This window comes from Pseudomonas sp. Root71 (assembly GCF_001429045.1).
Taxonomy (GTDB): Bacteria; Pseudomonadota; Gammaproteobacteria; order Pseudomonadales; family Pseudomonadaceae; genus Aquipseudomonas; species Aquipseudomonas monachiensis.
The window spans coordinates 229,549-253,380 of sequence record NZ_LMHY01000030.1; the positions used below are offsets into that span (position 1 = coordinate 229,549).

Here is a 23,832-nt window from a genome sequence, read left to right on the forward strand (position 1 = left end):
CCGATGTTCATCCGTGGAGCGGGGATGCCTAGTAGTTGAAAGTCTTGACCAGCAGCAGGTCGCCGATTGCGCGCAGGGGCACGATGAACGTCTCGCGTTTTTCATCGACGGTGTTTTCGTTGAGCACCAGGTTGATCTGCGAGGTAATCACCTCGTTCTGGTTGCCGGACTCATCGAAGTTATAGCCGCCGCTGCCGAAGTTGCCCCAATAGTTCACGTAAACCAGATAGGTGCCACGCAGCGGCGCGGTCATGGTGAACATTTCCGGACCCGGGCCATCGACGCCGTCGGGGTCGAGGCCGCCGCCATTGGTCAAGGCCGAATGTGCCCAGAAGGCATGCTGGCCATCGGGCGTGACAATATGCAGGTCGAGTTCGGCTTTCGGATCATCCCAACCCAGCACCACGCGAATCCGCGCCGGGGTGCGCAGGTTGTTGGCTTCATAGAATTGAACACGCTTGAGGGACTGGCCTTCGGCGCTGCGCACTTCGACGCTGTTGGAACCGGCGCCAAATGCATAGGGCCGGGCGAAACGCCCTTGCTCGTCGGTATAGAGATTCAGCGGATTGCCGTTGACCGCCAAGGTGTGCGGCCCGCGCTGGGTGCCCAGGGCCTTCAGTTGGCCTTCGATCATCGTGCGATTGCGCTGCACACCCCGATCAATCGGCGGCGTGGGATAGGCGACTTGCGGGTTTTCGCTGCGGTCCAGCAGACCGTTGTAACGCCAACCACCCACCGGTTCCGCCAACTCGGCATTCGGCGCGGCCAGAATCACGGGGGCGAAAACCAGCCCGATCAGCAGCAATAGAAATGAGCGCATGCGACGCCTCCTGCCATGCATGACGAAACCTTGCGCCTGATCCTGGGCACGTTACAGATGCGAATACTGCGTTTCGTCTGAAAGACCCGTGACTACCAGGTCGTATAGGGCTCGAAGGTTATCCATTCGGGTGTTTTTTAACAATCGGACGGCTGCGAAATTGCGGTGGGAATCACGGTAATGGGTGGACGGTGAGCCGAATAGCGATGTTATTCGGCTCATAAAGTGAGCCGAATAATCCTCAGTACACTTGAGGTCCACTTACTTTGTGGCGAGGGAGCTTGCTCCCGCTGGCTTGCGAGGCAGGCCCAATCAATTGACCTCAGTATTCCTGAAAAACTTGGCAGATGAATTTAGGGCCGCTTTGCGCCCCAACGGGAGCAAGCTCCCTCGCCACAGGGCTCCGCTTTTCGCGTGTCAAACACCCCGCTCATTTGCCCATGAACCCCCTATCTGCTAGTGTCGCGCCGGTTTAACGTCAACCGGAAATCGCCGCCATGGCCCGCAAAAAAGCTGCACTGGATTTCGAACAGTCCCTCGCCGACCTGCAAACGCTGGTGGAGCGTCTGGAGAATGGCGAATTGTCGCTGGAGGACTCGCTGGCCGCTTTCGAGCAAGGCATCGGTCTGACCCGCGATTGCCAGGCGGCGCTGGCCCAGGCCGAGCAAAAGGTTCAGGTGCTGCTCGAGCGTGATGGCGAGCTGGCCGAGGAACCCTTCGAAGCGGATCAGCCAGAATGATTGCAGCGTACTCGGCAACCAGCCAGGCCCGCGTCAATGCGGCTCTGGAAACCCTGTTCACTGCCCCGAGCCCCGAGCTGGCGCGGCTGTACGAGGCCATGCGCTACAGCGTGATGAATGGCGGCAAACGCGTGCGTCCACTGTTGAGCTACGCCGCCTGCGAAGCGTTGGGCGGCAAACCCGAGCAAGCCAACGGCGCAGCCTGTGCCGTGGAGCTGATCCATGCTTATTCGCTGGTGCATGACGATTTGCCGGCGATGGACGATGACGATCTGCGTCGCGGCCAGCCCACCACCCACAAGAAATTCGATGAAGCCTGCGCGATCCTCGCCGGCGACGGCTTGCAGAGCCTGGCCTTCAGCGCCCTGCTCGACCCGCGCCTGAGCGCGTTGGATGCCGAAATCCACCTGCAAATGGTCAGCGCCCTGGCACTGGCCGCAGGCCCGGCGGGCATGGTCGGCGGTCAGGCCATCGACCTCGGCTCGGTCGGACTGAAGCTTGACCAGAAAGCCCTGGAGTACATGCACCGGCACAAGACCGGCGCGCTGATCGAGGTCAGCGTCAAGCTCGGTGCCCTGGCCAGCGGCCGTGCCGAAAAAGACGAACTCAAGTCCCTGCAGACTTATGCACAGGCCATCGGCCTGGCATTCCAGGTCCAGGACGACATTCTCGACGTCGAAAGCGATACCGAAACCCTCGGCAAACGCCAGGGCGCCGACATTGCCCGGGACAAGCCGACCTACCCGGCCCTGCTCGGCCTCGACGCCGCCAAGGCCTATGCCCTGGAGCTGCGCGACCAGGCCCTGCACGCGCTGCGACCGTTTGACGCGGCGGCCGAACCCTTGCGTGATCTGGCCCGGTATATCGTCGATCGCCGCAGCTGAAGGCGATTGCGCCAAAAAAGCCCAACGCGTGGGCAGGGGGCGATGCATCAGGTAAACTGCCGCATCTTTTATACCTATAACGATTCGCCTGATGCCCACGACGTTTCATGAGATTCCCCGCAAGCGCCCGACCACGCCCCTGCTCGACCGCGCGAACACGCCGGACGGCCTGCGCCGGTTAGGCGAAGCCGAGCTGGAAACCCTGGCCGATGAGTTGCGCCTGGAATTGCTCTACACGGTCGGCCAGACCGGTGGGCATTTCGGTGCCGGCCTGGGCGTGATCGAGCTGACCATCGCGCTGCATTACGTCTTCGACACCCCGGACGACCGGCTGGTGTGGGACGTGGGTCATCAGGCTTATCCACACAAGATCCTCACCGGTCGTCGCGAGCGCATGGGCACCCTGCGCCAGAAGGACGGCGTCGCTGCGTTCCCGCGCCGCTCCGAGAGCGAGTACGACACCTTTGGCGTCGGTCACTCCAGCACCTCGATCAGTGCCGCGCTGGGCATGGCGATTGCCGCCCGCCTGCAAAACAGCGAGCGCAAGGCGATCGCGGTGATCGGCGACGGCGCGTTGACCGCGGGCATGGCGTTCGAGGCGCTGAACCATGCACCGGAAGTGGACGCCAACATGCTGGTGATCCTCAACGACAACGACATGTCGATCTCGCGTAACGTCGGTGGCTTGTCGAACTACCTGGCGAAGATCCTTTCCAGCCGCACCTACGCGAGCATGCGCGAAGGCAGCAAGAAAGTGCTGTCGCGCCTGCCCGGTGCCTGGGAAATCGCTCGCCGGACCGAAGAATATGCCAAAGGCATGCTGGTTCCCGGCACGCTGTTCGAAGAACTGGGCTGGAACTACATTGGCCCGATTGATGGCCACGACCTGCCGACCCTGATCGCCACCCTGCGCAACATGCGCGATCTGAAAGGCCCGCAGTTCCTGCACGTCGTCACCAAGAAAGGCAAAGGCTTCGCCCCGGCGGAAGTCGACCCGATCGGTTACCACGCCATCACCAAGCTCGAACCCCTGGACGCCCCGGCCGCCGCGCCGAAAAAAGCCAGCGGGCCGAAGTACTCCGGTGTGTTCGGCGAATGGCTGTGCGACATGGCGGCTGCCGACCCGCGTCTGGTCGGGATTACCCCGGCGATGAAGGAAGGCTCGGACCTGGTTGCTTTCAGCGAACGCTTCCCGCTGCGCTACTTCGACGTCGCCATTGCCGAGCAACACGCCGTCACCCTCGCGGCCGGCATGGCCTGCGAAGGCGCCAAACCCGTGGTGGCCATCTATTCGACCTTCCTGCAGCGCGGCTACGACCAGTTGGTGCATGACGTCGCGGTGCAGAATCTCGACGTACTGTTCGCCATCGACCGCGCAGGCCTGGTGGGCGAAGACGGTCCGACCCACGCCGGCAGCTTCGATTTGTCGTTCCTGCGCTGCATCCCCGGCATGCTGGTGATGACCCCGAGCGATGAAAACGAGCTGCGCAAGATGCTCACTACCGGCCACCTGTACGAAGGTCCGGCGGCGGTGCGTTATCCACGGGGTAACGGCCCGAACGCGACCATCGAGAAAGACCTCGAACCGATCGAGATCGGCAAGGGTGTGATTCGCCGACAGGGCAGCAAAGTCGCCCTGCTGGTGTTCGGCGTGCAACTGGCCGAAGCCCTGAAAGTCGCCGAGACGCTGGACGCGACCGTGGTCGACATGCGTTTCGTCAAACCGCTGGATGAAGCGCTGGTTCGCGAAATCGCCGGCAGCCACGACTTGCTGGTGACCGTCGAAGAAAACGCGATCATGGGCGGCGCCGGTGGCGCGGTCAGCGAATTCCTCGCCCGCGAAAACATCCTCAAGTCGATGCTGCACCTGGGCTTGCCGGATATTTACGTCGAGCACGCCAAGCCGGCGCAAATGCTGGCCGAGTGTGGCTTGGACGAGGCGGGAATCGAAGCGTCCATTCGCGAACGCCTGCAACTGCTCAACCTCTAAACGCAAAACCCTGTGTAGGAGCTGCCGAAGGCTGCGATCTTTTGATCCTGGCCCTCGACAACTCCATATCTGAAAAAATCAAAATCAAAAGATCGCAGCCTTCGGCAGCTCCTACGGAGAGTTGCGTCGCATCTGAAATCTCGGATACTCCATGAAACTCTCTCCCTTCGCCCTGACGCTGACCCTGCTGCCGGCCGGTCAATTGCTGGCCGACGCCTTCGAACGCGACCAGGCCCTGAAGCTGCCCGACGTGTTGATCAGCGCCAACCGCCAGGTCGAAGCGCGCAACGACAGCAGCGCCGCCAACACCGTATTCACCCGCGAAGACATCGATCGCCTGCAACCCTATAGCGTCACTGACCTGTTGCGTCGGGTGCCGGGCGTGCAAGTCTCGCAGTCCGGCGGGCGCGGCAGCATTCCGGGTGTCTACATCCGTGGCACCCAGTCGGCCCAGAGCCTGGTGTTGGTGGATGGCCAGCGCATCGGCAGTTCGACCTCCGGCGACAGCAACCTGCAACACATCAATATCGAGCAGGTCGAGCGCGTGGAAGTGCTGCGCGGCTCCCGCTCGGTGATTTATGGCAGCGATACGATTGGCGGGGTGATCCAGATCTTCACCCGCCGTGGTGGCGAGCAAGGCCTGCAACCTCGATTGCACATGGGATTTGGCAGCAACCAGACCTGGGAGCGCAGTCTCGGTTTATCCGGCGGTGATGAGCAAACCCGCTTCAACCTCGGCGCCAGCCTCGACGAAACCGCCGGCATCAATCGCACCCATGAGTCGTATCCCAGTGATGGCGACCATGACGAATATCGCAACAAGTCGCTCAGCCTGAGCCTGAGTCACGCCCTGACGCAAGACATCGAAGTCGGCGCCAACCTGCTGGATAACCGTGGCAAGAGCGAGTTCGACAACCCGTTCGGTCGCTTCGACATGAATACGTTCGAATCGGTCCAGCAACAGCCCTACAGCGACTTCGACGTGAGCAGCGTCAGCAGCTATGTCGATGCACGGATCAACGATCTCTGGAAAACCCGCGTTGATGTCGGCCACAGTGAAAACCGCGAGAAGACCCTCGACAAGCTCAGCGATGAGCGCACCGTGTTCAACACCTATCGCGACTCGGTGACCTGGCAAAACGACCTGACGCTCAATGAGCGCAACAGCCTGATGCTCGGCGGCGACTGGTACGAAGACCGGATCAATAGCACCACGGCATTCGACGAAGACAGCCGCTGGAACCGCGCCGCATTTATCCAGCATCGCTATCAGGCTGACAGTTTTTCCACGGAGTTGGGCCTGCGCCACGACGATAACCAGCAGTTCGGCAGCCAGAACACCTGGAGCGGCACCTTCACCCTGCCGCTGAACCCGGACAACGAAGTGCTGCTGACCTACAGCGAAGGCTTCCGCGCGCCGACCTTCAACGACCTGTATTACCCTGACTTCAGCAACCCCGACCTGAAGCCTGAAACCTCGAAAAGCTATGAGCTGCAATGGCGTAGCCAATTGACCGAGGACAGTCGCCTGGAGACGTCGCTGTATCGCACCGACCTTGAAGACGCGATCATTTTCGGCAGCAACTCGCGCCCCGAGAACGTTGCCTCGGCACGGATCAACGGCTTCGAAGCAGCGCTGAAACAGGAACTGTTCGGCTGGCAGAGCAACCTTGGCGTGGCGATTATCGACCCACGAGATCGTGACACGGGTCACACCCTGGCCCGTCGCGCGCGCCGCACCTTGAGTTGGGATCTGGACCGTCAGTTCGATCGCCTGGGCCTTGGCGCCAGTTGGCAAGCGGTCAGCAGCAGCTATGACGACCTGAACAATCAACAGCCATTGGGCGGTTATGCCTTGTTGGGACTACGCAGCAGTTGGGAGCTCAATCGTGAAGTCCGGCTGGAGCTGAAGGTCGACAACCTGCTGGACAAGGGTTACAGCCGGGCGCTGTACAGCTTCCAAGGGAGCCAGTACGGGTATCGCGAGGAAGGTCGGGCGTGGATGTTCGGGGTAACCTGGACGCCGGAGATCTGAGGCTGACGCAAATCATTGTGGCGAGGGAGCTTGCTCCCGCTCGACTGCGCAGCAGTCGCAATCAAAGCTGACAGGGCAATCAGACAAATTGCAGTGTTGGTTTTTAGGGCTGCTTCGCAGCCCAGCGGGAGCAAGCTCCCTCGCCACAGTTACAAATTCGGCGCGATCAACTGGCACAGTTTTGCAGTTGCCTCAATCATCTGCCCGCTCGGCCGCTCCAGGCCCTTGTCCGTCACCAGTCGCAATTGCCCTTGTGCCACGGCCGCCACCTGCGGCCAGGCTTTCCACGCATCGAGCTGCGCCTGATCGCTGGCCAGGATTACCTCGGGATTGCGCTGCAACACGGCTTCCACGCTGACTTGCGGTGCCGGCAGCTTCAGGTCATCAAATACGTTTTGCGCACCGCAGACCTCCAGCGCATCGCTGATGATCTGCTCGCCGCCAACCGTATACAGCGGCCGATCCCAGACCTGATAGAACACTCGCAACGGCTTGTCCCGGCGATAGCGCTGACGCAATTCATACAGCCGCTGGCGTAAATCGCCGGCCAATGAAGTTCCGCGCTCAGGCCGACCGAGCTGAGCGGCAATGGCCTCGATCTGTGCGGCGAGCTGGTTCAGGCTGTGGGGTTCGGCGACGTAGGTGGGCATATTCAGTCGCTTGAGCTGGTCACGCTGGGCCGGGCCGACGCTACCGGGCCATAGCAGCAACAGATCGGGTTTCAGGCTGAGCAGGCGCTCCATGTCCAACTGGCCATAGCGACCAACGGAGGGCAGGTTCTTGAGTTCGGCAGGTCGTTCACCGGCGTCCAGCACCCCTACCAGGAGGTCGGCGGAACCCAGTTCAACGACGATTTCAGAGAGCGACGGAGCGAGGCTGACAACCCGTTCGACCGCGAATGCCGAGCCGCTGGCGGCCAGCAGCAACACCGCCAGCCAGAGCGCGCGCATCAACCGAGTTGACGCGGAATACGGTAAAGGTAGAACAGCACGGCGGTCGACAGGGCCAGCAGCATCAGCGGCACGGCTTCGAGACCGACGAACACCGCCAGGGCACCGATCCAGGCCGGCAGCCCGGCGGCCAGGAATGCCGTGCGCCGCTTGGCCGCCAGACTGATCCAGGCGCCAGGTTCTTCAGGGGTATCGAGGGCTTTCTGGGTGGCGATAAGCGCGTGTTTGTAGGCACCGAAAAATTTCAGGCTGACAAACATCGAGGCGACTCCGGCGATGAACAACGGCATCGCCAGCACCGGCAGAATCGCTTCGCTCTGACCGAATACCGCGTTGATCACAAACAGCGGCAACAAGGCCAGCGCCAGGTATTGCCACCAGTTGAAGGACAATCGCCGCCGCACCTGACCGCGGGTCACGCCCGATCTACCTCGCCCTGATGCTCATTGCCCATCATGTGGTCGAGCTTGCTGGCCTTGGTCGCCAGGTAGAGTCGGTTATGCGGATTGTGGCCGGTGTGCAGCGGCACGCGCTCGGCGACCACGATACCCATGTCGGTCAAGGCCTTGACCTTGCGCGGGTTGTTGGTCATCAGGCGCAAGGACTTCACGCCCAGGTGCTCCAGCATCGGCAGGCACATGGCGTAGTCACGCTGGTCGGCGGCAAAGCCCAGGCGTTCGTTGGCTTCGACGGTATCGGCGCCACCGTCCTGCAACTCATAGGCTCGGATCTTGTTGAGCAGGCCAATGCCCCGGCCTTCCTGGCGCAGGTAGAGCAAGACGCCACGACCTTCGCGGGCGATGGCCTGCAAGGCGGCCTCCAGTTGCGACCCGCAGTCGCAGCGCTGGCTGAACAAGGCATCGCCCGTCAGGCATTCGGAGTGCAACCGGCCGAGTACCGGGGCACCGTCGGCAATCTCACCCAGGCTCAGCACAACGTGCTCGCGGCCGGTGGCTTCATCGAGAAAGCCATGCATGGTGAATTGCGCAAAAGGCGTTGGCAGCTTGGAAGCGGCGACAAAAACGACAGGCACCGGTGTGCTCCTGATCTAAAAGTCTGAAGATTCGCAGAGCCGGCATTGTAACAGCAGGTTCCGGAGGACGCTTAGGCTGAATTATCGGCGATAACTATCAAAATGTTTGATATACACCGCACCACAATCAATGTGGGAGCGGCGGTGCGGCGATCCCACAATGGATACATCATCTACCTTAAGAACCGTGTCAGTTCGAATCAACAGCTCTCATGATCAACGCCTGGAATCCCCGGTCAGGCGAAAAACCACACCAGTCCCTGCATCGCCAACCAGGCGAACACCCCGGCCAGGACATCATCGAGCATGATGCCGACGCCGCCATGTACGTGCCGGTCAATCCAGCGAATCGGCCATGGCTTGAGGATGTCGAAGAAGCGGAACATCAGGAAACCCGCCAGCAACCACTGCCAGCCTTCCGGCACCAGCCACAGGGTGATCCACATCCCGACCATTTCGTCCCAGACGATGCCTTCATGGTCGTGTACCCGCAAATCGTCGGCCACTTTGCCGCACAGCCAGAAGCCGAACAGCATGGTGATGCCCAGCATCAGCCAGTAACCCCAGTCGGGCAGCATCTGCCACAACGGGATAAAGGGCAGCGCAACCAACGACCCCCAAGTGCCGGGCGCCTTTGGCAAGGTGCCCGAGCCAAAGCCGAACGCCAGGAAATGCCATGGATTGCGCCAGACCGACGGCGGTACGAACTCCGCCGGGACCTGTTTGGGATGATCTGTCACGGTGACTCCCGAAAATGTTGATAACCCCGGGATTGCGGGGTGATGTCTTTGCCATCGGCGTCCAGCAGCCTCACGCCCTGCCCTGTCACAACCTGGCCAATTACATGGATCGGCCAGCCACCGGCCAGTAATAGCGGCAATTCGACGGGCGGCAAGGTGAAGGCCAGGACGTAATCGTCGCCGCCGCTCAGGGCTGCAGCCTGTGCGTCCGACTGACCGAGAAAGTCGACCAGACTCTGCGACAGCGGCAATCGATCCCGCTCGACTTCGATTCCGACCTTCGACGCCAGCGCGATATGCCCGCAATCCGCGAGCAGGCCGTCGGAGATATCCATTGCCGAAGTGGCCTTGCCCCGTAGCGCCTGACCCAAACCGAGCTGCGGTTGCGGCGACCAGTAATGCGCCAGCAATGGCTCGGCAATGCGTGCTTCGGCTGTGCGCTGGCCGAGCACCAAGGGCAAGGCACCGGCGGCATTGCCCAGGTTGCCGCCGACACACAGCAGGTCGCCCGGTTGCGCTCCACTGCGGGTCAGCGCCAGGCCGGCCGGCACGCGTCCGAACACGGTCATGGTCAGGCTCAGCGGCCCGCGGGTCGTGTCGCCCCCCACCAGCGCCACGCCGCAGCTTTGCGCCATCTGGTTCAAACCACGGGCATAGGCTTGCAGCCAATCGGCGGTCACCGTCGGCAAAGTCAGGGCAAGGGTAAAGGCAATCGGGGTGGCGCCCATGGCGGCCAGGTCGCTGACGGCCACGGCCAGCGAGCGCTGACCGAGCAGAAACGGATCGCAGGGATCGGCGAAATGCACACCGGCCACCAACGTATCGGTAGAGATCGCCATCTGCTCCCCGGAGGGAACAGCCAGCAAGGCGCAGTCATCGCCGATCCCGAGGGCAACGCCTTCGCCGCCCTGCGCACAAGGCGCGGCGGCGAAGAAATTGCGGATCAGCTCAAACTCGCCCATGGCTTCGTGTCGACATTCCAAGCGCCGATCAGCGCTTGAACGCCTTCACTTCAGCTTCACGCAGACGCGGGGCCAGCTTGTCGAGCACACCGTTGACGAACTTGTGGCCGTCGGTGGAACCGAAGACCTTGGCCAGTTCGATACCCTCGTTGATCACAACGCGGTACGGCACGTCGACGCGCTTGAGCAGCTCCCAAGTGGACAGACGCAGAACCGCCAGTTCAACCGGGTCCAGCTCATCGATGGTCAAGTCCAGGCAAGGCGTGAGCGCGGTGTCGATTTCGGTCTTGAATTGCGGAACCCCGTGCAGGATTTCGCGGAAGTACGCGCCGTCGACATCACTGAAATCGTTATCGACCCGGAACTGCGCTTCGATCTCGTTCAGCGACTGCTTGGCCATGTGCCATTGGTACAGCGCCTGAGTCGCGAGCTGACGGGCTTCGCGACGCTTGACGCTTTTCGATGGCTTGCCGGCATCCGCAGGCTTTGGATCGCGCGGGTTGAAACGATCGCTTTCGTCGCTAATCACTTGGCCTCCAACTGCGCCAGCAGGCTGACCATTTCCAGAGCGGACAGGGCAGCTTCAGCACCTTTGTTGCCGGCCTTGGTGCCGGAACGTTCGATGGCTTGCTCGATGGAATCAACGGTCAGGACGCCGAAAGCGACCGGTACGCCGAACTCCATGGACACCTGGGCCAGGCCCTTGGTGCACTCGCCAGCCACGTATTCGAAGTGCGGGGTGCCGCCACGAATGACCGCGCCCAGGGCGATGATTGCCGCGAATTCGCCTTTCTGGGCGACTTTCTGCGCAACCAGCGGGATTTCGAAGGCGCCAGGTGCGCGGATGATGGTGATGTCGCTTTCGCTCACGCCGTGGCGAACCAGGGCATCAACTGCACCGCTGACCAGGCTTTCAACGACGAAGCTGTTGAAACGGCCCACTACCAGAGCGTAGCGGCCTTTAGGGGCGATGAAGGTACCTTCGATGGTCTTCAGGGTCATTCGATAGATCTCTTAAAGAGCCGGGACGCGTCTCGTACGCGTCCCTCGGTGATATTTGAACCGCGAATTCAAGGCCGGAAACAACCGGTCATTATTCGGAGGGCACGTATTCTACAACTTCCAGATCGAAACCGGATATCGCATTAAATTTCATGGGTGCCGACATCAGGCGCATTTTGCGTACGCCAAGGTCACGCAGGATCTGCGAACCGGCACCGACAGTGCTGTAGGTGGTCGGTTTTTTCACCGCTGCGTGATCGGCGGTTTCGCGGATATGCGCGAGCAACACGTCGCCATCGAGCGGGTGACCGAGCAACAGCACCACGCCGCTGCCAGCCTCGGCAACCGTGGCCATGGCGGCGCGCAGGCTCCAGCGGCCGGGTTGCTTGACCATCAGCAGGTCACGCAGCGGGTCCATGTTGTGCACGCGAACCAGGGTTGGTTCTTCGGCACATACATTGCCCAGGGTCAGCGCCATGTGCACGTCGCCTTCCACCGAATCACGATAGGTCACCAGGTTGAATTGGCCCAGTTCGCTGTCCAGTGGCTGCTCGGCAATCCGCTGAACGGTACGTTCGTGGATCATCCGGTAGTGAATCAGGTCGGCGATGGTGCCGATCTTGATGTCGTGTTCAGCGGCAAAAGCTTCCAGCTCGGCGCGACGGGACATGGTGCCGTCGTCGTTCATCACTTCGCAGATCACGCCGCTCGGCTCGAAACCGGCCATGCGCGCCAGGTCGCACGCCGCTTCGGTGTGGCCGGCACGGGCCAGGGTACCGCCGGCCTGAGCCATCAGCGGGAAGATGTGGCCCGGGCTGACGATGTCTTCAGCCTTGGCATCACGGGCAGCGGCAGCCTGCACGGTGCGCGCACGGTCGGCGGCCGAGATGCCGGTGGTCACGCCGGTGGCCGCTTCGATCGATACGGTGAACTTGGTGCCGAAACCGGAACCGTTGCGCGGCGCCATCAATGGCAGCTTGAGCAGTTCGCAACGCTCGCGGCTCATCGGCATGCAGATCAGGCCACGGGCATGCTTGGCCATGAAGTTGATGTGCTCGGGCTTGCAGCACTCGGCGGCCATGATCAGGTCGCCTTCGTTCTCGCGGTCTTCGTCATCCATGAGGATGACCATCTTGCCTTGGCGGATGTCTTCAACCAGTTCTTCGATGCTATTGAGCGCCACAAGGCACCCCCCTTCTTTCGAAATTAGAGCTCAGGATTTGAGGTAGCCGTTTTGGGCCAGAAAGCTTTCGGTAATGGTGCTGCCGGCAGTCGGCTCTGCGGCCTTGTCGCCCAGAAGCAGGCGCTCCAGGTAACGGGCCAGCAAGTCCACCTCCAGGTTCACCCGGCGGCCTGGCTGATACGACGCCATGATGGTTTCGCTCAGGGTGTGGGGAATAATGGTCAGCAGGAACTCGGCGCCATCGACTGCGTTCACGGTCAGGCTGGTGCCGTCGACGGTGATCGAGCCTTTATGGGCGATGTATTTGGCCAGGTCCTTCGGCGCGCGGATGCGGAATTCCACGGCGCGCGCGTTCTCGGTACGGGCAACCACTTCGCCCACGCCGTCGACGTGACCGCTGACCAGATGCCCGCCGAGGCGAGTGGTCGGGGTCAGGGCTTTTTCCAGATTGACCGGGCTGCCGCTTTTCAGGTCGTTCATGGCGGTGCAGTCGAGGGTTTCGCGACTGACGTCCGCCGCAAAGCCATTGCCCGGCAATTCCACGGCCGTCAGGCACACGCCGTTGACCGCGATGCTGTCGCCCAGTTTGACGTCGCTCAGGTCGAGCTTGCCGGTTTCGACGTGAACCCGCACATCACCGCCCTTTGGGGTCAATGCACGAATACTGCCGATGGATTCGATGATGCCGGTAAACATGAGGTTCTCCTCGAGAACAAAGCCAGCGCTATAGCGATGGCCGGAAATTATACGCTCGCTGCTGGCGTAGGAATGGCAATGACTCGCCAGTCATCGCCCACCGCGCGAATTTCGATGATTTTAAGCTCGGGCGCATCCTTCATTTGCGCGAGCGGCCAGTCCAGCAGCGGCCGCGCCGAGGAACCCAGGAACTTGCCGGCAATAAAAATCTGGAACTCGTCCACCAGACCGAGCTGGGCAAAGGCACCCGCCAGACGCGGGCCGGCCTCGACCAGCACCTCGTTGGCACCACGGGCGGCGAGCTCAACCAGCAGCTGGCGCAGATCGACCTGGCCATCGTAGCCCGGCACGATCAGGCATTCCGGACCGTTGGCGTATTGCTCTTCCACTGCCACGCAGGTCGCGACCAGCGCCGGCCCGGCCTTGAAGAACGGTGCATCCAGCGGCACCCGCAGGCGCCCGTCGACCAGCACCCGCAGCGGTGGACGGCTCATGGCCAGTGCCGTTTGCCCGGCATCCAGACCCAACTCATCGGCGCGCACGGTCAAACGAGCACTGTCCGCCAGCACTGTATCGGCACCAGTCAGCACCACACTCGCCTGGGCACGTAGCCGTTGTACCGCCGAACGCGCTGCCGGGCCGGTGATCCACTGGCTTTCGCCGCTTTCCATCGCCGTGCGCCCGTCCAGGCTCATGGCCAGCTTGACCCGCACGAACGGCAAGCCGTGTTCCATGCGTTTCAGAAAGCCTTGATTAAGCTTGCGCGCCTCGCCTTCCAGCACACCGCTTTCAGTGGCGATACCGGTCTGGGCCAGGCGTTGCAGACCGCGACCGGCGACTTCCGGATTCGGGTCCTGCATCGCTGCGACCACGCGAGCCACACCGGCATTGACCAGTGCATCGGCGCAAGGCGGTGTGCGGCCGTGGTGGCTGCAAGGCTCAAGCGTCACGTATGCGGTGGCGCCACGAGCTTGCTCACCGGCCGCGCGCAAGGCGTGGACTTCAGCGTGGGGCTCGCCGGCGCGCTCGTGCCAGCCTTCGCCGACAATCTGCCCGCCCTGCACGATCACGCAACCGACACGCGGATTGGGGTGCGTCGTGTAATGTCCCTTGCGCGCCAGTTCCAGGGCACGAGCCATGAAATGGGCGTCGAGGATGGCTTGTTCTGCGGGTATGGTCATTCTTTCACCGGTTCACGGGCCAGGCGATCGATCTCTTCGCGGAACTCATTGAGATCCTGGAAGCGACGATATACCGAAGCGAAGCGGATATAGGCGACTTCGTCGAGCTTCTGCAGCTCGGCCATCACCAGTTCGCCGACCACGAGGGATTTGACCTCGCGCTCGCCCGTGGCGCGCAGTTTGTGTTTGATGTGCACCAGCGACGACTCGAGGCGCTCGACACTCACCGGGCGCTTCTCCAGCGCGCGCTGCATGCCGGCGCGGAGTTTTTCTTCGTCGAACGGCTGGCGACTGCCGTCGGTTTTGATCAGGCGCGGCAACACCAGTTCAGCCGTCTCGAACGTCGTGAAACGCTCGCCGCAGGCCAGGCATTCACGCCGGCGGCGCACCTGTTCGCCCTCGGCGACCAGACGCGAGTCGATGACCTTGGTGTCGTTGGCACCGCAGAAGGGACAGTGCATGGTGGCAGGCAACAAAAAAAGGGAGGGCCATGGTAGCGCATCCCGGTGGCAAGACAAGCCATAGGGTTTGCGGTATACAGACGGGATGATCACTTGATCCATGGAATTCAGCTTTATGGAGCCACCAATGTCGTTACGTCCGCTCATTTTGCTCAGTGTTTTCAGTCTGCTGGTGGCTTGCGGCAGCGATGCCCCCAAGTCCCAGCCGCCAACGCCAGGCCCGGCGCCGCAGCAAGCGCAGAAGAAAGCCCGGGAGGCGGCTGACCTCGGCCCTCTGCCCGCCTATCAGCGTGAACTGAGCGGTACCCTGCAAGGCGTTCCAGCCGGCGCTGAGGTCGAACTGGCATTGCTGGTGATCGACGATAAGGACCGCCCGCAACAATTGCTCGCCAGTTCCAGCCTGATCGGCAACAACCAGGTGCTGCCATTTCACCTGCGTTTCAATCCGCAATCCTTCCCGTCCGGGGGCCGTGTTGAACTGCGAGGCCGCGCCAGTCAGTCCGGGCAGCTGATCCTGCACTTGCCGTCGCAGCTGATTACCCAGCCGACCACCCAGGCCCTGGGTCAACTGCAATTCGTCAAAGCCCCATGAGTGCACCGCTCGACCTGCAAAAGGCGTTGGGTGAACTGCTCGGTGATGCGCAATTGGTTGCCTGTGAGTTACCAGGGACCGACCTGAAGTTGTGGCTGATCGACGGCGACAACATGGACCGCGCCTTCAGCCCGGAAGAGACCCGGCGCATCCTGCATGAGCCGCCGTACTGGAGTTTCTGCTGGGCCAGCGGCCTGGCCGTGGCCCGTTATCTGGCCGACAACCCGCATTGGGTCGAAGGCAAGCGCGTGCTGGATTTCGGTGCCGGTTCCGGGGTGGCGGGGATTGCCGCTGCCAAGGCCGGCGCGCTGGAAGTGCTGGCCTGCGACCTCGACCCACTGGCGATTGCCGCGTGTCGGGCCAATGCCGAGCTCAATGACGTAGAGCTCAACTACTCGACGGATTTTTTTGCTGAGGCTGATCGCTTCGACCTGATTCTGGTGGCGGATGTGCTGTACGACAGGGCCAACCTGCCGCTGCTCGACCAGTTCCTCAGCCGCGGCCGAGAGGCGCTGGTGGCGGATTCTCGAGTGCGGGATTTTCGCCATCCGTTGTACCGGCGCATAGAGATGCTGGAGGCGATGACCCTGCCGGATCTGGCCGAGCCCCACGAGTTTCGGCATGTGAGCCTGTACCACGCGCAGCGCTAGCTAAAAGCATCGCGAGCAGGCTCGCTCCTACAGTGGTTGGTGTGAACCACAAGTCTTGTGGCCGACTTCAATCCCTGTGGGAGCGAGCTTGCTCGCGATGACGTCTTGTCAGACGAAACATCTCTAACGGCCACCCCGCTTCCGGCGCGCCCCCACCAAGCCGTATAGTTGCCCCATTCACGCTTTTACGAGATTGCCCATGAGTCAGGAAACGCCGTACATCTTCGACGCCACGACTGCCGATTTCGACCAGTCGGTGATCGAGAACTCTTTCCACAAGCCGGTGCTGGTGGATTTCTGGGCCGAATGGTGCGCGCCCTGCAAAGTGCTGATGCCGATGTTGCAGAGCATTGCCGAGAGCTATCAGGGTGAATTGCTGCTGGCCAAGGTCAATTGCGACCTCGAACAAGACATCGTCGCCCGCTTCGGCATCCGCAGCCTGCCGACCGTGGTGCTGTTCAAGGACGGCCAGCCTGTCGACGGCTTTGCCGGTGCCCAGCCGGAATCCGCCGTGCGCGCCCTGCTCGAACCCCACGTGCAGATGCCGCCACCGGCCGCCGCCGATCCGTTCGAACAGGCCCAGGCGCTGTTCGACGACAGCCGCTTTGCCGATGCCGAAGCGCTGCTCAAAGTGATCCTGGGTGAAGACAACACCAACGCCAAGGCACTGATCCTCTACGCCCGCTGCCTGACCGAGCGCGGTGAACTGGGCGAAGCGCAAGCCGTGCTGGATGCGGTCAAGAGCGACGAGCACAAGGCCGCGCTGGCTGGCGCCAAGGCACAGATCAAGTTTCTCGGTCTGGCCAAGGACCTGCCGGATGCCGCCGATCTGAAGGCCCGGCTGGCAAAAGACCCGCTGGACGATGAAGCGGTCTATCAACTGGCGATCCAGCAACTGGCCCGTCAGCAGTACGACGCCGCTCTGGATGCTTTGCTCAAGCTGTTCACCCGCAACCGCAGCTACAGCGAAGGCCTGCCACACAAGACCTTGCTGCAGGTGTTCGAGTTGCTGGGCAATGATCATCCGTTGGTGAGCACCTACCGCCGCAAGTTGTTTGCCGCCCTCTATTAAAAATCAAAAGATCGCAGCCTGCGGCAGCTCCTACAGAGAATATGTATTCACCCTGTAGGAGCTGCCGCAGGCTGCGATCTTTTTACGGTCTACTCGATCCAGCTGTAGAGCGGCGTATCCCCGCCGCTCACTACCTTCACGTCCGGACTATGGCGCAAACGCACCAGCAGGCGTTTGCCCGCCGCCGCGCTGCCGGTCAGCCCTTCGAGTTGATCAAGCAGGTCCGGCCCGCTGAGCTGCCCTGCCTTGCGCAGCAAATCCCTGGCGATCTGCCACAGCGCATCATCCTGATTCAGTGGTTTCGCCGCTGGCACGCTGACGGCGGATTTTTCCACCTGCAACTGCGCCCCTAGCCGCGCCCAGTCCGCGTCGTCCATCTCCAGGGTCAAATCCACCGGCCAATCGCCGATGCTTCCGCGAATTCGCAACATAGGTCTGCTCCCGCACATTTCTTCCCGGCATGCTCCCATGGGACTTGTGCAACGCCAAGCAGGCAGTCAAACTCTCCGCACTTACGTTATAAGATTACATAACATTTTCTTCATTTTACTTTTCGGAGACTCGTCATGCGCCGTCTGCTTCTCGCCCTGCCGTTTGCCATGTTGCCGCTGGCTGTCGCCCATGCCGCCGACGAACACGATCATGAGCATGGCAGCCTGGCCGCCCACGAACATGGCGTGGGACGCCTGAACGCGGCGCTGGACGGCAAGACCCTGGAGCTGGAGCTGGAAAGCCCAGCCATGAACCTGGTGGGTTTCGAGCACGTCGCCACCAGCGACGCCGACAAAGCCAAGGTCGCCGCCACCCGCGCGCAACTCGAGCAACCACTGGCCCTGTTCAACCTGCCGAAAGCCGCCGGTTGCGTGGTGGAAAACCAGGAACTGGAAAGCCCGCTGTTCGGCGACAAACCCGAGGCCGACGATGATCACGATGAAGACGCCAAGGACGAAGACGGCCACGAACATCATCATGATCACAGCGAAATCCACGCTCGCTATCAGTTCACCTGCGCCACGCCAGATGCATTGAAGACCCTGGACCTGGCGAATATTTTCACCCGCTTCCCGGCCACCCGGAAAATTCAGGTACAACTGATCGGCCCGAGCGGGCAGCAAGGGGTTGATGTGACGGCCAAGGCTGCTGCGCTGAAATTCTGAATTCACTGAAGCCCCCCTGTAGGAGCTGCGGAGTGAAACGAGGCTGCGATCTTTTGACCTTCAACGATCAAAAGATCGCAGCCTGCGGCAGCTCCTACACAGGTCAATCAACACCCATGAAATCGGCTAAATGACCCAAGCACTCATCGAACTGTCCGACCTGGGCTTCAGTTGGCCCGGTCACCCGCCGCTGCTGGACATCCCGGCGTTTCGCCTGGAGCGCGGCGAAACCCTGTTCCTCAAAGGCCCCAGCGGCAGCGGCAAGACCACCCTGCTCGGCTTGCTCGGCGGCGTGCAAAAGCCTGATCGCGGCAGCATCCGCCTGCTCGGCCAGGAACTGACGCAACTCTCGGCCGGCGCCCGCGACCACTTCCGCGTCGATCACACCGGCTACATCTTCCAGCAGTTCAACCTGCTGCCGTTTCTGTCGGTGCGCGAGAACGTCGAACTGCCCTGCCACTTCTCGAAACTGCGCGCCGAACGGGCGAAACAACGCCACGGCAGCGTCGACAAAGCCGCCGCCACGCTGCTCGCCCACCTGGGTTTGAAGGATGAAAACATCCTCGGTCGCCGCGCCGACTCGCTGTCCATCGGCCAGCAGCAACGGGTCGCCGCCGCCCGCGCACTGATCGGTCAACCGGAACTGGTGATCGCCGACGAGCCGACCTCGGCCCTCGATTACGACGCCCGCGAGAACTTCATTCGCCTGCTGTTCGCCGAGTGCCGCGAAGCCGGGTCGAGCCTGTTGTTCGTCAGCCATGACCAGAGCCTGGCGCCGCTGTTCGACCACAACCTGTCGCTGGCCGAACTCAATCGCGCCGCCACCCCGCCCGAGGTCTGAGATGTATCTGTTTCGTCTAGCCATGGCCAGCCTGGCTAACCGTCGCTTCACTGCGATCCTCACCGCGTTCGCCATTGCCCTGTCGGTGTGCCTGTTGCTGGCGGTGGAGCGCGTGCGCACCGAAGCCAAGGCCAGTTTCGCCAGCACCATCAGCGGCACCGACCTGATCGTCGGCGCCCGCTCAGGCTCGGTGAACCTGTTGCTGTATTCGGTGTTCCGTATCGGCAACGCCACCAACAACATCCGCTGGGACAGCTTCGAACACTTCGCCAGCAACCCGAAAGTGAAGTGGGCGATCCCTATGTCCCTCGGCGACTCCCATCGTGGTTATCGGGTGATGGGGACCACTGAAGCGTACTTCGAACATTACCAGTACGGACGCCAGCAACACCTGCAACTGGCCGATGGCCGGGCTTTTGCCACTGACCCGTTCGAAGTGGTGCTCGGCGCCGAAGTGGCCGATGCACTGCACTACAAACTCGGTGACAAACTGGTGCTGGCCCACGGCGTGGCGGCGATCAGCCTGGTCAAGCACGACGACAAGCCATTCACCGTGGTCGGCATTCTCAAACGCACCGGCACACCGGTGGACCGCACGCTGCACATCAGCCTCGGTGGCATGGAAGCGATTCACATCGACTGGCATAACGGCGTGCCGGCCCGGGGCGAGGGGCGCATCACCGCCGACCAGGCGCGCAACATGGACCTCACGCCGCAAGCGATCACCGCGTTCATGCTCGGCCTGAACAACAAGATTTCGACCTTTGCCCTGCAACGGGAAATCAACGAGTTCCGTGGTGAGCCGATGCTGGCGATCCTGCCGGGCGTGGCGTTGCAGGAGCTGTGGAGTCTGATGGGCACCGCGGAAAAGGCTTTGTTCGTGGTCTCGCTGTTTGTGGTGCTGACCGGGTTGATCGGCATGCTTACGGCGATTCTCACCAGCCTCAATGAACGCCGCCGGGAGATGGCGATCCTGCGCTCGGTGGGCGCACGCCCCTGGCACATCGCGACGCTGTTGGTTCTGGAAGCCTTTGCCCTGGCGCTGTCGGGCGTGATCGCCGGTGTGGCGTTGTTGTATGTGTGCATCGCGGCGGCCCAGGGCTATGTGCAAGCCAACTACGGTCTGTTCCTGCCGCTGTCCTGGCCGAGCGAATATGAATGGACGCTGCTCGGTGGCATCCTGATCGCCGCGCTGCTGATGGGCAGTGTGCCGGCCTGGCGCGCCTATCGCCAATCCCTGGCCGATGGCCTGTCGATTCGTTTATGAGGACGTTGAAAATGCCTCGCGCCGTACTTGCGCTGTTGATGCTGGTCGCCCTGCCGCTGTGGGCGGCCCAGCCAAAAGACCTGACCTGGTCGGAGATGATCCCGCCCGACGCGCCAAAAGAAGTGCCGAACATGACGCCGCTGCACGATCTTTCGCAGATGAGCAATGCTCTGTCGGCCGAATCGGCGCCCGCCGCCAAGCAAGACCTGCCCAATGCACCGGTGGTCAAGACCCTCGATGGCCAGAACATTCGCCTGCCGGGTTACATCGTGCCGCTGGAAGTGAGCGAGGAAGGCCGCACCACGGAGTTTCTGCTGGTGCCGTATTTCGGCGCCTGCATCCATGTGCCGCCACCGCCGTCGAACCAGATCGTGCACGTCAAAAGTGAGGTTGGCGTGAAGCTCGACGAGTTGTATCAGCCTTACTGGATCGAAGGCGCGTTGCAGGTCAAGGCGTCCACCAGCGAACTGGCGGATGCCGGATATCAGATGGAGGCGGACAAGATTTACCTGTATGAACTGCCGGAGTGAGTCCGACTGTATTGTGTCAACTGTCTGTCCGCCATCGCGAGCAAGCTCGCTCCCACAGGGTCAAGTGCTGAAACACAAATCTTCAGCACACCACAACTCCTTGTGGGAGCGAGCTTGCTCCGGGCGGCGATCCGACGATGAGGCCATGAAAAACACCACAAAAATCACTCCCACCCCACTTTCATTGAGCTGCATCAAAAGACCGAATAGTTAGCCCGCTTACCATTGGACATCGAACTTTTTAACGTCCTCTGGAGCCCCCATGAACAAGTCCATGCTCAGCGCTTCGCTGGTTGCCCTCGCGCTTGCAGCCCCGCTCGCCCACGCCTTCGAGGCGGGCGACATTCTCCTTCGCGCCGGTGCAATCACCGTCAACCCGGAAGCCGACAGCTCCAGTGTCAAGGTTGATCAAGGCCCGCTGGCGGGTGCCGACCTGGGTGGCAAGGCGACACTGAGCAGCGATACGCAACTGGGCTTGAACTTCGCCTACATGCTCACCAACCACCTGGGCATCGAGCTGCTGGCGGCGACCCCATTTGAACATGATGTAAAAATCAAGGGCACCGCGCTGGCACCCGCCAACGGCAAGCTCGGTAGCATCAAACAGCTGCCGCCGACCTTGAGCCTGGTGTATTACCCGCTGGATCCCAAGTCGGCGTTCCAGCCGTACATCGGCGGTGGCATCAACTACACCTATATCTACGACGAACATGTCGGCAGCCGAGCCCAGTCCGCCGGTTTCAGTAACTTCAAGGCGGATAATTCCTGGGGGCTGGCCTGGCAGGTCGGTGCCGACTACATGCTGACCGACAACGTGATGATTAACGCCCAGGTGCGCTACATCGACATCGATACCACCGCCACTGTGGAAAACAACGCCATTGCACCCGGCACCCGGGCCAAGGTAGACGTTGATGTGGATCCGTTCGTCTACATGGTGGGTCTGGGTTACAAGTTCTAAGCGACACTGCTGGAAGAATGTTCACGTGGTGGTGAACCTGGCTGTTGTGGCGAGGGAGCTTGCTCCCGCTGGGTTGCGAAGCGACCCTAAAACCGACAAAAGCGGTGATTCAAACAAACCGCATTGACTGGATTTACGACTGCTGCGCAGTCGAGCGGGAGCAAGCTCCCTCGCCACAGGAGTTGCACAAGTTGTACGTAAATTCCGGCCATGAAAAAGGCGCCTGTAAAAAGGCGCCTTTTTCATGTCCGCATGGAAGCGATCTATCGCCCCAGCAACCGCGCCAGCCCCTCGCGCATCGGGGTCTGCTCAGTGGTACTGAAGCGTTCCAACAGGCGCCGGTTGTTCGCCCGGGAATGACGAATGTCACCGGAGCGCGCCGGGCCGTAGCTCACCGGTGGCAGCTTGCCGACCACCGCTTCGAGCGCTTCGAGCATTTGCTTGAGGGTCGTCGCCTGGTTCCAGCCGACGTTGACCGCACCGTCTTCGACCCGGGGCTTCTCGATGGCCTGCACCAGCAAGTCGACCAGATCTTCGACATAGACAAAATCCCGGGTCTGCTCGCCATCGCCGAACACCGTGATCGGCAAGCCCTTCAGTGCGCGCTCGCTGAATATGCTGATTACCCCGGAGTACGGCGAGGACGGATCCTGGCGCGGACCGAAGATGTTGAAGAAGCGGAAAATCACCGGCTCCAGCGCATGTTGGCGGCGGTAGAAGTCGAAGTAATGCTCGCTGGCCAGTTTGTCCACCGCGTAAGGCGTCAACGGCGCCTTGGGCGTGTCTTCGTCAATCGACTCACCTTCGCCGTTGTTGCCATACACCGCCGCGCTCGAAGCAAACAGCACACGCTTGACCCCGGTCTGGCGCATGGCTTCGCAGACGTTCAGCGTGCCGATGAAGTTGCTCTGGTGCGTGCGCACCGGATCGTCTACCGAGGCCTGCACCGAAGCCACGGCCGCCAGGTGCGCCACGGCGCTGCAACCGGCCATCGTCCGGGCAACCAAAGCTGCATCGGCCACGTCGCCAACGATCAGTTCGACCCTGGGATTGTCCAGCGGCAGATTGCTGCGTTTGCCCGTGGACAGGTCATCGAGAATCCGCACCGAGTGGCCCTTGGCAAGCAGCGCGTCAGTCAGGTGAGAACCAATGAAACCGGCACCACCGGTGATCAAAACGGGGCCGTCAGCCATGGCGATAAAACCTGTCCAGTAGACCGGGAAGCGCCGCACGCCAGGCGCGCGGTTTGATTCCAAAGGTGTGCAGAATTTTTTTGCAGGCCAGTACCGCGTGTTGCGGTTCTTCGGCGGCATCCGGACGCGCGGCGTGGGCCTGGGCGGTCGGGGCTTCGATAGCCAGCGGATGCAGGCTGCGGGCTTCGGTCAGGATCGCCTGCCCCAGCGCCAGCGGCGTGGTCGCCTCATGCCCGGCGTAGTGGTAGGTGCCCCACAGCGGCGCGGCGCAATCGAGTTGCTTGAGCACTGAAATGATCACGCGGGCCGCATCGTCGACCGGCGTCGGATTGCCCCGTCGGTCGTCGGCCATCAGCAGCTCTTCGGGTTGCTCGGCACGGGCGAGGAAGCGGCCAAGGGCGCCGTCCGGGCTATCGTCCAGCAGCCAGCCGAAACGCAGCAGCACGTGCTGGGGGCAGGTAGCGCGCACACTTTGCTCGATCCGCCACAATGCCTGACCCCGCAGACCCAGGGGTACCGGTTCGTCTTTTTCGCTGTAGGCCGTGGCGCGGGAGCCGTCGAACACGCGATAGCTGGAGGGTTGCAGCAGAACGATGTTGTGGTGCTGGCACAGTTCCGCCAGACGCTCGATAGCGCGCTCCTGGCCGGCCAGGCGCGATTCGCTCACTGCCTCGGCCTGAAACCAGTCGAAGTAGTAGGCAAGGTTGATCAATGCATCGGGACGGGTGTCGTCGAGCAGTTGTGTCAGGCTCGCGGCATCCCAGCCGTCTTCGGGCGGGCGGGGGGCGAGGAATCCGATGTCTTCCTCCGCACCAAGGCGAATCAGCGCCTGCCCAAGGGCATTTCCGCCGCCCAGTAACATAAGGCGCATTCGCATAGAGTCAGCAGGCCC

27 protein-coding genes are annotated in these 23,832 nt (G+C 61.8%); 12 read left to right on the forward strand and 15 right to left on the reverse strand.

Going from position 1 to position 23,832, the window contains the following annotated elements; all coding sequences use genetic code 11:
- Positions 1 to 28: 28 nt before the first annotated feature.
- A complete protein-coding gene (locus tag ASD95_RS27720; protein ID WP_056728913.1) occupies positions 29 to 820 on the reverse strand; it encodes a YfaP family protein in 792 nt (263 codons plus the stop codon).
- Between the two features lie 497 nt (positions 821 to 1,317).
- On the opposite strand from ASD95_RS27720, the gene ASD95_RS27725 reads away from it, so the two are divergent.
- The 4 genes from ASD95_RS27725 to ASD95_RS27740 all read left to right on the forward strand — a co-directional run bounded on the left by ASD95_RS27725 (position 1,318) and on the right by ASD95_RS27740 (position 6,469).
- Positions 1,318 to 1,560 (forward strand): exodeoxyribonuclease VII small subunit, encoded by a 243-nt coding sequence (locus tag ASD95_RS27725; protein ID WP_056728915.1) that lies wholly within the window; start codon positions 1,318 to 1,320, stop codon positions 1,558 to 1,560.
- A complete protein-coding gene (locus tag ASD95_RS27730; protein WP_056728917.1) occupies positions 1,557 to 2,444 on the forward strand; it encodes a polyprenyl synthetase family protein in 888 nt (295 codons plus the stop codon). The genes ASD95_RS27725 and ASD95_RS27730 overlap by 4 nt, the downstream gene beginning before the upstream one ends.
- Before the next feature lie 91 nt (positions 2,445 to 2,535).
- The gene (gene dxs / locus ASD95_RS27735) at positions 2,536 to 4,434 is read left to right on the forward strand and encodes a 1-deoxy-D-xylulose-5-phosphate synthase (protein ID WP_056728919.1); all 1,899 of its coding nucleotides are present in this window, start codon (positions 2,536 to 2,538) and stop codon (positions 4,432 to 4,434) included.
- A 151-nt stretch (positions 4,435 to 4,585) separates the two neighbouring features.
- Positions 4,586 to 6,469: a TonB-dependent receptor domain-containing protein gene (locus ASD95_RS27740; protein ID WP_056728921.1), complete on the forward strand. Its 1,884-nt coding sequence runs from the start codon at positions 4,586 to 4,588 to the stop codon at positions 6,467 to 6,469.
- Between the two features lie 149 nt (positions 6,470 to 6,618).
- Here the strand turns inward: ASD95_RS27740 and ASD95_RS27745 are convergent, their stop codons facing one another.
- The 11 genes from ASD95_RS27745 to nrdR form a co-directional block, all read right to left on the reverse strand.
- On the reverse strand, positions 6,619 to 7,419 hold the full coding sequence (locus ASD95_RS27745) for a cobalamin-binding protein (protein WP_056728923.1): 801 nt from the start codon (positions 7,417 to 7,419) through the stop codon (positions 6,619 to 6,621).
- Positions 7,419 to 7,838 (reverse strand): hypothetical protein, encoded by a 420-nt coding sequence (locus ASD95_RS27750; protein ID WP_056728924.1) that lies wholly within the window; start codon positions 7,836 to 7,838, stop codon positions 7,419 to 7,421. The genes ASD95_RS27745 and ASD95_RS27750 overlap by 1 nt, the downstream gene beginning before the upstream one ends.
- On the reverse strand, positions 7,835 to 8,452 hold the full coding sequence (gene ribA, locus ASD95_RS27755) for a GTP cyclohydrolase II (RefSeq protein WP_056728926.1): 618 nt from the start codon (positions 8,450 to 8,452) through the stop codon (positions 7,835 to 7,837). Before ribA ends, ASD95_RS27750 begins: the two co-directional genes overlap by 4 nt.
- Positions 8,453 to 8,688: 236 nt before the next feature.
- Positions 8,689 to 9,192 carry a phosphatidylglycerophosphatase A family protein gene (locus ASD95_RS27760; RefSeq protein WP_007970166.1) on the reverse strand — a complete coding sequence of 168 codons (504 nt, stop codon included), beginning with the start codon at positions 9,190 to 9,192 and terminating at the stop codon, positions 8,689 to 8,691.
- Positions 9,189 to 10,154 carry a thiamine-phosphate kinase gene (gene thiL, locus ASD95_RS27765; RefSeq protein WP_056728928.1) on the reverse strand — a complete coding sequence of 322 codons (966 nt, stop codon included), beginning with the start codon at positions 10,152 to 10,154 and terminating at the stop codon, positions 9,189 to 9,191. The genes ASD95_RS27760 and thiL overlap by 4 nt, the downstream gene beginning before the upstream one ends.
- 28 nt (positions 10,155 to 10,182) lie before the next feature.
- The gene (gene nusB / locus ASD95_RS27770) at positions 10,183 to 10,683 is read right to left on the reverse strand and encodes a transcription antitermination factor NusB (protein WP_056728930.1); all 501 of its coding nucleotides are present in this window, start codon (positions 10,681 to 10,683) and stop codon (positions 10,183 to 10,185) included.
- Complete coding sequence (gene ribH / locus ASD95_RS27775; RefSeq protein WP_003228649.1) at positions 10,680 to 11,156, reverse strand: 6,7-dimethyl-8-ribityllumazine synthase; 477 nt, start codon at positions 11,154 to 11,156, stop codon at positions 10,680 to 10,682. The genes nusB and ribH overlap by 4 nt, the downstream gene beginning before the upstream one ends.
- Before the next feature lie 91 nt (positions 11,157 to 11,247).
- Positions 11,248 to 12,339, reverse strand: coding sequence for a bifunctional 3,4-dihydroxy-2-butanone-4-phosphate synthase/GTP cyclohydrolase II (gene ribBA / locus ASD95_RS27780; protein ID WP_007984459.1), 1,092 nt, complete (start codon positions 12,337 to 12,339; stop codon positions 11,248 to 11,250).
- 30 nt (positions 12,340 to 12,369) lie between these two features.
- Positions 12,370 to 13,035 carry a riboflavin synthase gene (locus tag ASD95_RS27785; protein WP_046815884.1) on the reverse strand — a complete coding sequence of 222 codons (666 nt, stop codon included), beginning with the start codon at positions 13,033 to 13,035 and terminating at the stop codon, positions 12,370 to 12,372.
- A 47-nt stretch (positions 13,036 to 13,082) separates the two neighbouring features.
- Entirely contained in the window at positions 13,083 to 14,216 is a 1,134-nt protein-coding gene (gene ribD / locus ASD95_RS27790) for a bifunctional diaminohydroxyphosphoribosylaminopyrimidine deaminase/5-amino-6-(5-phosphoribosylamino)uracil reductase RibD (RefSeq protein WP_056728932.1), read from the reverse strand.
- Positions 14,213 to 14,677: a transcriptional regulator NrdR gene (nrdR, locus tag ASD95_RS27795; RefSeq protein ID WP_003228656.1), complete on the reverse strand. Its 465-nt coding sequence runs from the start codon at positions 14,675 to 14,677 to the stop codon at positions 14,213 to 14,215. The genes ribD and nrdR overlap by 4 nt, the downstream gene beginning before the upstream one ends.
- A 127-nt stretch (positions 14,678 to 14,804) precedes the next feature.
- On the opposite strand from nrdR, the gene ASD95_RS27800 reads away from it, so the two are divergent.
- The 3 genes from ASD95_RS27800 (at position 14,805) to trxA (ending at position 16,991) form a co-directional block, all read left to right on the forward strand.
- Positions 14,805 to 15,269, forward strand: a complete 465-nt coding sequence (locus ASD95_RS27800) for a YbaY family lipoprotein (protein WP_056728934.1) — start codon at positions 14,805 to 14,807, stop codon at positions 15,267 to 15,269.
- Entirely contained in the window at positions 15,266 to 15,919 is a 654-nt protein-coding gene (locus ASD95_RS27805; RefSeq protein WP_056728936.1) for a class I SAM-dependent methyltransferase, read from the forward strand. The genes ASD95_RS27800 and ASD95_RS27805 overlap by 4 nt, the downstream gene beginning before the upstream one ends.
- 199 nt (positions 15,920 to 16,118) lie before the next feature.
- Entirely contained in the window at positions 16,119 to 16,991 is an 873-nt protein-coding gene (trxA, locus tag ASD95_RS27810) for a thioredoxin (protein ID WP_008053844.1), read from the forward strand.
- 89 nt (positions 16,992 to 17,080) lie between these two features.
- Here the strand turns inward: trxA and ASD95_RS27815 are convergent, their stop codons facing one another.
- Positions 17,081 to 17,422: a hypothetical protein gene (locus ASD95_RS27815; protein ID WP_056728938.1), complete on the reverse strand. Its 342-nt coding sequence runs from the start codon at positions 17,420 to 17,422 to the stop codon at positions 17,081 to 17,083.
- A 135-nt stretch (positions 17,423 to 17,557) separates the two neighbouring features.
- Between ASD95_RS27815 and ASD95_RS27820 the strand changes: the two genes are divergently transcribed.
- From ASD95_RS27820 to ASD95_RS27840, 5 genes are all read left to right on the forward strand, one after another.
- A complete protein-coding gene (locus ASD95_RS27820) occupies positions 17,558 to 18,148 on the forward strand; it encodes a DUF2796 domain-containing protein (protein ID WP_056728940.1) in 591 nt (196 codons plus the stop codon).
- A 130-nt stretch (positions 18,149 to 18,278) separates the two neighbouring features.
- On the forward strand, positions 18,279 to 18,989 hold the full coding sequence (locus ASD95_RS27825; RefSeq protein WP_056728942.1) for an ABC transporter ATP-binding protein: 711 nt from the start codon (positions 18,279 to 18,281) through the stop codon (positions 18,987 to 18,989).
- A gap of 1 nt (position 18,990) precedes the next feature.
- Complete coding sequence (locus tag ASD95_RS27830; protein WP_056728943.1) at positions 18,991 to 20,256, forward strand: ABC transporter permease; 1,266 nt, start codon at positions 18,991 to 18,993, stop codon at positions 20,254 to 20,256.
- 11 nt (positions 20,257 to 20,267) lie between these two features.
- Positions 20,268 to 20,786: a DUF3299 domain-containing protein gene (locus tag ASD95_RS27835; RefSeq protein ID WP_056728945.1), complete on the forward strand. Its 519-nt coding sequence runs from the start codon at positions 20,268 to 20,270 to the stop codon at positions 20,784 to 20,786.
- 262 nt (positions 20,787 to 21,048) lie between these two features.
- Positions 21,049 to 21,747, forward strand: a complete 699-nt coding sequence (locus ASD95_RS27840; protein WP_056728947.1) for an OmpW/AlkL family protein — start codon at positions 21,049 to 21,051, stop codon at positions 21,745 to 21,747.
- A 263-nt stretch (positions 21,748 to 22,010) separates the two neighbouring features.
- Here ASD95_RS27840 and ASD95_RS27845 read toward each other — a convergent pair whose 3' ends face one another.
- Complete coding sequence (locus tag ASD95_RS27845) at positions 22,011 to 22,940, reverse strand: NAD-dependent epimerase/dehydratase family protein (RefSeq protein WP_056728949.1); 930 nt, start codon at positions 22,938 to 22,940, stop codon at positions 22,011 to 22,013.
- Positions 22,933 to 23,817 carry a sugar nucleotide-binding protein gene (locus tag ASD95_RS27850; RefSeq protein ID WP_008053852.1) on the reverse strand — a complete coding sequence of 295 codons (885 nt, stop codon included), beginning with the start codon at positions 23,815 to 23,817 and terminating at the stop codon, positions 22,933 to 22,935. Before ASD95_RS27850 ends, ASD95_RS27845 begins: the two co-directional genes overlap by 8 nt.
- Positions 23,818 to 23,832 lie beyond the last annotated feature (15 nt).